The 8756-nt window shown below is 69.9% G+C and carries 8 protein-coding genes; 6 read left to right on the top strand and 2 right to left on the bottom strand.

The window, feature by feature from the left end; translation table 11 throughout:
* Nucleotides 1-386: 386 nt before the first annotated feature.
* Nucleotides 387-1388, top strand: a complete 1002-nt coding sequence (locus tag B7X32_RS15190; RefSeq protein WP_292721335.1) for a TerC/Alx family metal homeostasis membrane protein — start codon at nt 387-389, stop codon at nt 1386-1388.
* A 46-nt stretch (nt 1389-1434) separates the two neighbouring features.
* On the opposite strand, the gene B7X32_RS15185 is transcribed toward B7X32_RS15190, so the two are convergent.
* On the bottom strand, nt 1435-2634 hold the full coding sequence (locus B7X32_RS15185; RefSeq protein ID WP_292721333.1) for an MFS transporter: 1200 nt from the start codon (nt 2632-2634) through the stop codon (nt 1435-1437).
* A complete protein-coding gene (locus B7X32_RS15180; protein ID WP_292721331.1) occupies nt 2631-3170 on the bottom strand; it encodes a helix-turn-helix domain-containing protein in 540 nt (179 codons plus the stop codon). Before B7X32_RS15180 ends, B7X32_RS15185 begins: the two co-directional genes overlap by 4 nt.
* A 235-nt stretch (nt 3171-3405) precedes the next feature.
* Here B7X32_RS15180 and leuC point away from each other — a divergent pair, with 235 nt between their 5' ends.
* The 5 genes from leuC to B7X32_RS15155 form a co-directional block, all read left to right on the top strand.
* A complete protein-coding gene (gene leuC / locus B7X32_RS15175) occupies nt 3406-4845 on the top strand; it encodes a 3-isopropylmalate dehydratase large subunit (protein ID WP_292721329.1) in 1440 nt (479 codons plus the stop codon).
* A gap of 2 nt (nt 4846-4847) precedes the next feature.
* On the top strand, nt 4848-5480 hold the full coding sequence (gene leuD / locus B7X32_RS15170) for a 3-isopropylmalate dehydratase small subunit (protein ID WP_292721326.1): 633 nt from the start codon (nt 4848-4850) through the stop codon (nt 5478-5480).
* Nucleotides 5481-5555: 75 nt separating this feature from the next.
* Complete coding sequence (gene murA / locus B7X32_RS15165) at nt 5556-6914, top strand: UDP-N-acetylglucosamine 1-carboxyvinyltransferase (protein ID WP_292721323.1); 1359 nt, start codon at nt 5556-5558, stop codon at nt 6912-6914.
* A 1-nt stretch (nt 6915) separates the two neighbouring features.
* The gene (locus tag B7X32_RS15160) at nt 6916-7668 is read left to right on the top strand and encodes a lysophospholipid acyltransferase family protein (RefSeq protein WP_292721320.1); all 753 of its coding nucleotides are present in this window, start codon (nt 6916-6918) and stop codon (nt 7666-7668) included.
* The coding region (locus B7X32_RS15155; protein WP_366246997.1) for an NAD(P)H-dependent glycerol-3-phosphate dehydrogenase at nt 7658-8756 on the top strand (1099 nt) is incomplete at its 3' end. The genes B7X32_RS15160 and B7X32_RS15155, both read left to right, overlap by 11 nt.

Raw genomic sequence — 8756 nt, 5'->3', positions numbered from 1 at the left:
CCGCCTGCACGTCCGACGCGCCCGCACCCGCACTGATCCGCCCGGCCAGGGTCGGGATCAGCGCCGCGATCGCATCCCACGTCTTCATACCCCCATCCTCCCCGCCACCACCGACATTCGAACCCCAGATCAACCCAGATTTCCAAACAGGAGATAACTCGACCGAAGACCAAACTGTGGAGGACGATCCGCGCGGGATCCCACGCCCTCCGGGTCGATCGAAGCTCCCGCTCCCGCCCGTGCCGTAGAATGGACTCCGCGAAGGGGAGTATTCCGACTTCACGCGATCGTCATCACGAGGCCCGTTGCCGGGTCTCCGGGCGCGTGACCGCCATTCGGCGGGGAAGAGACTTTCGGCCGTTGACCGACCTCTTCGAAAGGCCCCTGTGGACGTTCCCGTCTGGTTCGAAATCGTCTCGCTCGCCGTTCTGCTCCTGATCCTGATCGGCGACCTGCTGATCGTGCGCTGGCGCCCGCACATCCCCTCCACCAAGGAGTCCACGCTCTGGGTCGTGTTCTACGTCGCCCTGGCACTCGGATTCGCCGGGCTCCTGCTCGCGGTCGCGGGCGGCCGCCATGCGGGGGAGTTCCTCACCGGATGGGCCCTCGAGTACAGCCTCTCGATCGACAACCTCTTCGTGTTCGTGCTGATCATGGCCCAGTTCTCCGTGCCGCGGAAGCTGCAGCAGGAGGTGCTGATGGTGGGCATCATCATCGCGCTGGTCCTGCGCGGCGTGTTCATCCTCCTCGGCGTCACGATCATCGAGAACTTCGCGCCGGTGTTCTACCTGTTCGGCGCCTTCCTCATCTGGACCGCGATCCGCCAGGCCATGCCGGAGAAGGAGCAGGAGGACGAGACCGCCGCGAAGGAGGGCTTCGCCGTGCGCCTGGTGCGCAGGCTCGTCCCCGTCAGCGACGAGTTCGACGGCCCCAAGCTGCGCACCGTCGTGGACGGCAAGCGGATCTGGACCCCGATGATCATCGTGTTCGTCACGATCGGCGTCACGGATCTGATGTTCGCGATCGACTCGATCCCCGCGATCTTCAGCATCACGCAGAACAGCTTCCTCGTGTTCACGGCGAACATCTTCGCCCTGATGGGTCTGCGCCAGCTCTACTTCCTCCTCGGCGATCTGCTCGACCGCCTGCGCTACCTCCACTACGGCATCGCCGTGATCCTCGCCTTCATCGGCGTCAAGCTGGTCCTGCACGCGATGCACGAGAACAGCGTGCCCTTCATCAACGGCGGCAAGCCCATCGAGTGGGCGCCGGACGTGCCGATCTGGCTGTCGCTCACCGTGATCGTCGTCGCGATGCTCGGCGCCACCGGGGCGAGCCTGATCGCCTCGGGACGCGAGAAGCGTCGCGAGCGCGCTCTCGCGGAGTGACGAGCGCGGGGGCGCGGTGCGCGGCCTCGCCCCGTCCCCGCGGAGATCACCCCTCGGCAGGGGCAGGCGGCGCGGGAGCCCCGAAGCGCGCTGTCGCGAGCACCGCGCCTGAGGCCGCGACCACGATGGCCGCTGCGGTGAACAGGGTGGGGACGCCGGCGAGATCGGCGACCAGCCCGACGCCGGCATAGGCGAGCGGACTCAGCCCCAGCGTGAGCAGGGTCAGCATCGCCGTCACGCGTCCGAGCAGGGCGGGTGGTGTGGCGCGCTGCACCTGCCCCTGGCACAGCACCATGGTCACGCCGCTGGTGACGCCGAGCGCCGCACCCCAGAGGAGGGCGGCCCCCGGATCGGCGGATGCGCCGAACGCGATCAGCAGGAGGGCGGTCGCCCCTACGGAGACGAGCATCACGGCGCGGCCGCCGGTGCGCGTCGTCATCGACAGGAGCACGCTCGTCGCCAGCCCGCCGAGGCTGAACGCGGCGAGCACGCCCCCGGCGATGCCCGCGGGCCAGCCGCGTCCCTGCACCAGCAGCACGATCGCGGCGGCGACCGGCCCGGAGAACGGCAGCTCGGACAGCGCGGTGCCGATCACCAGCGTCGTGAGCCGCAGCCGCTTCACCTCCCGCCAGCCGGATCCGGACTCCGCCGCCGCGATTCTCGCGCCCCGGGCGCCGGCGGGAAGGGGACGGATCGTTCGCAGCAGCAGGACGGATGCGACGAACAGCAGTGCGACGGCTCCGAACGCGATCGTGCTGCCGGCGACGAGCAGCAGGGCGCCGAGCACGGGCCCGGCGGCGTTCGCGACCCGCAGCCCCGTGATCCGCCAGGCCTGAAGCCGCGTCAGATCCTCGGGCGGAACGAGCCTGGCGGGCATGGCTCCGACGGCGGGGAGGAAGCAGGCGTCGACGATCCCGAAGATCACCGCGACGATCGTCAGCCACCAGGGGAGGAGGCCGATCGCAGCCGTGAGCAGCACCGCGACGGCCAGTGTCGCCGCCCGTGTGGAGTCGGTCCAGATCGCGATGCGGCGAGGGTCCAGGCGGTCGGCCAGCATGCCGCCGGCCAGGAGCAGCAGCAGCCGCGGCAGGGATCCCGCGGCGAGGATGATGCCGGACCAGCGCGCGCCGCCCGCCTCCGCGGCCGCCCAGGTGAGAACCAGATAGTAGGTGACGTCGCCGAGCACGGCGAGGGTGTACGCCAAGACCCACCGCGCCGCATCCCGCCGCACCCCGAGGCCGGTCACGGCTGCTCGTAGATCTGCAGGCGCACCTCGGTGGAAGTCCCCGCTGCATCGTCGCGAGCGTCGTGCCGGTGACGCTCGATGACCGCCACGAGGTCATCGCGCAGCGCCCGGCGCCCTTCGCCGTCGAGCGGGACGCGCAGGTCGATGAACGCCGCTTCGGACAGCCAGGCCCGGTCGGCACCGGGAACGGCGCCCGCGACCCGCTGCAGCTCCTCGGCCGCCGCCAGCACGACCGACTGCACGTACCGGCGGGCCGCCGCGTCATCGTCGTGCACGGCGGGATCGAACTGGGAGATGTCGTCGACGGCGCGCCACCACCGCTCCCGTCGGGTGCCGAGCGCCGGATCCTCTCGGATGAGCCGGCCCGCCTCGAGCCGGCGCAGGTGATAGCTCGCGGCGCCGGAGTCCAGCTCGAATTCACGTCCGAGCGCCCGCGAGGTCGCAGGTCCGCCCTCCCTGAGCCGGCGCAGGAACGCCAGGCGCAGGGGATGCGAGAGCACGCGCAGCTGGGCGGTGGTGAGTTCTTCGGCGACCATGCGACCCACCGTAAAGGTGCGAAGAATTCTTCGCAACATGTCCTTCCGCGCACCGGAACGGCCCAGGGTGGGTGGGAAACACCCACCCTGGGCCGTTGTAAACTCGTGCGCATGCAGGCGGTGCAGCTTCTCCTTAGCAGCCGCGGCGAGACCTCGATCTAGGCCTCTCTCGCCGCGGAGTCGCGCCCTGCTCTTCAGGGGACACGGCCGCACCACTACCCAGGAGAAGCAACGCATGAACGACGCATCCCCCCGACCCCGGACGCTGGCTGAGAAGGTCTGGGACGACCATCTCGTGGTGAAGGGCGAGAACGGCGAACCCGATCTCATCTACATCGATCTGCACCTCGTGCACGAGGTCACGAGCCCCCAGGCCTTCGACGGCCTGCGCTCGGAGGGGCGCCTGCTGCGCCGCCTGGATCTCACGATCGCGACCGAGGACCACAACACCCCGACGCTGGCGATCGACAAGCCGATCGCCGACCTCACCAGCCGCACGCAGATCGAGACGCTGCGCCGCAACGCCGAGGAGTTCGGCGTGCGCCTGCACTCCCTGGGCGATGCGGAACAGGGCATCGTGCACGTCGTCGGACCGCAGTTGGGGCTCACCATGCCCGGCATCACCGTGGTCTGCGGCGACTCGCACACCTCGACGCACGGCGCGTTCGGGGCGATGGCGTTCGGCATCGGTACGAGCGAGGTCGAGCACGTCATGGCCACGCAGACGCTTCCGCTGAAGCCCTTCAAGACCATGGCGATCACGGTCGACGGCACGCTGCGGCCCGGCGTCACGGCGAAGGACATCATCCTCGCCGTGATCGCCAAGATCGGCACCGGCGGCGGCCAGGGCTACGTGCTCGAGTTCCGCGGCAGCGCGATCCGCGCCCTCTCGATGGAGGGCCGCATGACGATCTGCAACATGTCGATCGAGGCCGGCGCCCGTGCCGGCATGGTCGCCCCGGACGAGACCACCTTCGCGTACGTGCAGGGCAAGCCGCACGCGCCGCAGGGGCAGGACTGGGACGACGCCGTCGCATACTGGCGCACGCTGCCGACGGACGAGGGTGCGACCTACGACGCGGAGGTGTTCATCGACGCCGACGCGCTGGAGCCGTTCGTCACCTGGGGGACCAACCCCGGTCAGGGCGTCTCGCTGTCGGCCTCGGTGCCGAACCCCGCCGAGATCGCCGATGCGAACGAGCGCAGCGCCGCGGAGCGGGCACTCGAGTACATGGATCTGACGCCCGGCACCCCGTTGAAGGACGTGAAGGTCGATGCCGTCTTCATGGGCTCCTGCACGAACAGCCGGATCGAGGACCTGCGCGCCTTCGCGTCCGTCATCAAGGGCAAGAAGAAGGCCGACGGCGTGCGCGTCATGGTGGTCCCCGGATCCGCCCGCGTGCGTCTGGAGGCCGAGGCCGAGGGACTGGACAAGGTCTTCACCGACTTCGGCGCGGAGTGGCGGTTCGCCGGGTGCTCGATGTGCCTGGGGATGAATCCGGACCAACTGGCACCGGGCGAGCGGTGCGCGTCGACGAGCAACCGCAACTTCGAGGGCCGGCAGGGGAAGGGCGGGCGCACGCACCTCGTCTCGCCCCTCGTCGCGGCGGCGACGGCCGTGCGCGGCACGCTGTCCAGCCCGAGCGACCTCGTCGAGAACGGGCAGGAGGCCTGAGCATGGAGAAGTTCACCACCCACACCGGCGTCGCAGCCCCGCTGAAGCGCTCCAACGTCGACACGGACCAGATCATCCCCGCGGTGTTCCTGAAGCGGGTCACCAAGACCGGATTCGAGGACGCGCTGTTCCACGCCTGGCGCCAGGACCCCGGGTTCGTGCTCAACCAGGAGCCGTTCCGGAACGCGTCGGTGCTCGTCGCAGGCCCCGATTTCGGTACCGGATCCAGCCGGGAGCACGCGGTTTGGGCTCTGCGCGACTACGGGTTCAAGGTCGTGCTGAGCCCGCGTTTCGCGGACATCTTCCGCGGCAACTCCGGCAAGCAGGGACTGCTCGCCGCGACCGTCGACGAGGCCGACATCGAGCGGATCTGGGCGCTGATCGACGAGGATCCCGGCCGCGAGATCACGGTCGACCTCGAGGCCCGCACGGCCACGATCGGCGCTCCGACCGGAGCGGCGGAAGCGACAGGCGAGCCCGTCTTCCAGACCACCATCGGGATCGACGATTACACTAGATGGCGGCTCCTCGAAGGGCTCGATGACATCGGGCTCACGCTGCGCAACGAAGACAAGATCGCGCAGTTCGAGGCCCGCCGCGAGTCGTGGCGGCCACGTACGCTTCCTATTCGTTGAATCGGACGCGGCCGTGAGCCTGGGGCATCCGCCCGACGGCTCCGGCCGCGCCCGTTCCACAAGAAGAGGCCCTGAATGACGACACCGCTGCACGAGACCACGCTCGCTTCGAAGCCTTCGGGCGATGTCCTGGCAATCCGCGGCGGACGGCCGCTTCACGGTCGGGTCGACGTGAAGGGCGCGAAGAACCTGGCGACCAAGGCCATGGTCGCCACCCTCCTCGGCGAGACCGCGAGCACGCTGCGCGATGTCCCCGACCTGAGCGACGTCGCAGTGGTGCGCTCCCTGCTCGAGGTGCACGGCGTGCGCGTCACCGAGGGCGACGAGCCCGGTGCGCTCGTCTTCGACCCGAGCGACGTCGAGTCGGCGCACTTCGAGGAGATCGACGCCCACGCGGGCGCCTCCCGGATCCCGATCCTGTTCTGCGGCCCGCTGCTGCATCGTCTCGGCCAGGCCTTCATCCCCGACCTCGGCGGCTGCCGCATCGGCGACCGCCCCATCGACTTCCACCTCGACGCGCTGCGCAAGTTCGGCGCGGTCGTCGAGAAGCTGCCCAGCGGCATCCGCCTCTCCGCCCCGAACGGGCTGAAGGGTGCGAGCATCCACCTGCCGTACCCGAGCGTGGGCGCGACCGAGCAGGTGCTGCTCACCGCGGTGCGCGCGCAGGGCCAGACCGAGCTGCGCAACGCGGCGATCGAGCCCGAGATCATGGATCTCATCGCGGTGCTGCAGAAGATGGGCGCGATCATCTCCTACGAGCCGAACAGGGTCATCCTCATCGAGGGTGTCGAGACGCTGCGCGGCTACGACCACCGCTCGATCTTCGATCGCAACGAGGCGGCCTCCTGGGCGTGCGCCGCTCTCGCCACCGACGGCGAGATCTTCGTCGGCGGTGCGAAGCAGCAGGAGATGCTGACCTTCCTCAACGTCTTCCGCAAGGCGGGCGGCTGGTTCGACGTGCGCGAGGACGGGATCCTGTTCCGTCGCGACGGCGAGCTGAAGCCGGTCATCGTCGAGACCGACGTGCACCCCGGCTTCATGACCGACTGGCAGCAGCCGCTCGTGGTCGCCCTGACGCAGGCCCGCGGCCGCTCCGTCGTGCACGAGACCGTGTACGAGAACCGGATGGGCTTCACCGCCGCGCTCGTGAAGATGGGCGCCGACATCGTCGTGCACCCGCACGGCCTGCAGGACGGTCCCCGCCGGGTCGCGCGCCGCGATCTCGAGCAGGCCGCGGTCATCACCGGCCCGACCCCGCTGCACGGCGCCGACATCGTGGTGCCCGACCTGCGCGGCGGCTACAGCCACGTCATCGCGGCCCTCACGGCGACCGGCGAGTCGAAGGTCTCCGGCGTCGACATCCTCAGCCGCGGCTACGAGAAGTTCCTCGACAAGCTCACCGCGCTGGGCGCCGACTTCGATGTGATCGGCTGAGATGCGCGCGACCGCCGAGAAGACCCGCCCGAGCCTGTTCTGGTTCCTGGCGGTCTTCGTGGTGCCGTTCGTCGCGTTCCTGGCGAAGATCCGCGTCCGCGGCGCGGAGAAGGTGCCCCGTTCCGGCGCTTTCGTCCTGGCCCCGAACCACTACTCGGAGTTCGATCCGCTGATCGTCGCCGTCGCGGTGTGGCGGCTCGGCCGCGCCCCCCGCTTCATGGCGAAGGAGAGCCTGTTCCGGGTGCCCGTGCTGGGCTGGGCGTTGCGCGGGACCGGGATGATCCCCGTCGCCCGGTCGACCTCCGTCGCCGCCGCGAAGCAGACCATCGCGCAGTCGAAGGAGCTCGTGCAGCACGGCCGCGGCGTGATCGTGTACCCCGAGGGCACGCTCACGCGCGACCCCGAGCTGTGGCCCATGCGCGGCAAGTCGGGCGCCGTCCGCCTCGCCCTCGCCGGGCGGATCCCGCTCATCCCGATGGCCCAGTGGGGCACGCAGAACATCATGGGCCGCTACCAGAAGGGCCTCAGCCTCTGGCCGCCGCGCAAGAAGGTCGACGTCCTGATCGGGGATCCGGTCGACATCTCGGACCTGTACGACCGTGCGGGGGAGAACGCCGCCCTCGTGGAGGCCACGGACCGGTTGATGATCGCCATCACGGCCCTCCTGGAGGAGCTGCGCGGCGAGAAGGCCCCGGCCACGCGCTGGAACCCGGCCGAGCACGGCCAGAGGGAGACGGGTCGTCTTGACTCCTAGGAACGCACCGCGCACCGCGTCGATCCCGCTCGGGCCTCGCGTCACGGTGATCGGGGCCGGCAGCTGGGGGACCACCTTCGGCAAGATCCTCGCCGACGGCGGCGCCCAGGTCACGATGTGGGCGCGCCGGCAGGAGCTGGCCCACGAGATCGCCGAGGCCAAGCGCAACTCGCAGTACCTCTCCGGGATCAATCTGCCGCGCTCGATGACGGCCACCCACCATCTCGCCGAGGCGATCCAGGGCGCCGAGCAGGTGTACCTGTCGGTGCCCAGCCAGACCCTGCGGGAGAACCTCAAGGCGCTGCGCCCGCTGCTGCGGGACTCGGACGTCCCCGTGGTGAGCCTCATGAAGGGCGTCGAGAAGCGCACCGGACTGCGGATGAGCCAGGTGATCGAGCAGGAGCTGCGCTGCGACCCGGACCGCATCGCGGTGGCGAGCGGACCGAACCTGGCTCTCGAGATCGCGCGCGAGCAGCCCACGGCCGCCGTCATCGCCTCGAACAGCCAGGAGACGGCCGACATCGTCGCGCGCACCGCGCGCAACCGCTACTTCCGCAGCTTCGTGAACACCGATGTCATCGGCACGGAGTTCGGCGGCGTGCTGAAGAACCTCATCGCCGTCGCGATCGGCATCGTCGACGGCGTCGGCTACGGCGAGAACACCAAGGCGTCGATCATCACCCGGGGGCTGGTCGAGATGACCGACTTCGCGGTGGCGAACGGCGCGCAGCCGGGCACCCTGCAGGGTCTCGCCGGCCTCGGCGACCTGATCGCGACGTGCCAGTCGCCGCTCAGCCGCAACAACACGGCCGGGCGCCTGCTCGGTCAGGGATACAGCTTCCAGGACGTGGTCAAGCAGATGCAGCAGACGGCCGAGGGACTCGCGTCCGTCGCGCCGATCCTGCAGCTGGCCCGCGCCGCCGGCGTGGAGATGCCGATCGTCGAGCAGGTGAAGATGGTGCTGGACGGCGCCATGGATCCGCGCGACATCGCCCCCCATCTGACCACCGACGACGACACCCCGCAGGGGGAAGGGACGGGCAATGGACAAGCAGACGGTGGTGGTGCTCTTCGGAGGGCGCTCCAGC

The organism is Microbacterium sp. 13-71-7, assembly GCF_002257455.1.
Taxonomy (GTDB): domain Bacteria; phylum Actinomycetota; class Actinomycetes; order Actinomycetales; family Microbacteriaceae; genus Microbacterium.
The sequence above is the reverse complement of the archived record's forward strand: the minus strand, read 5'-3'. Positions and strand labels throughout refer to the sequence as shown.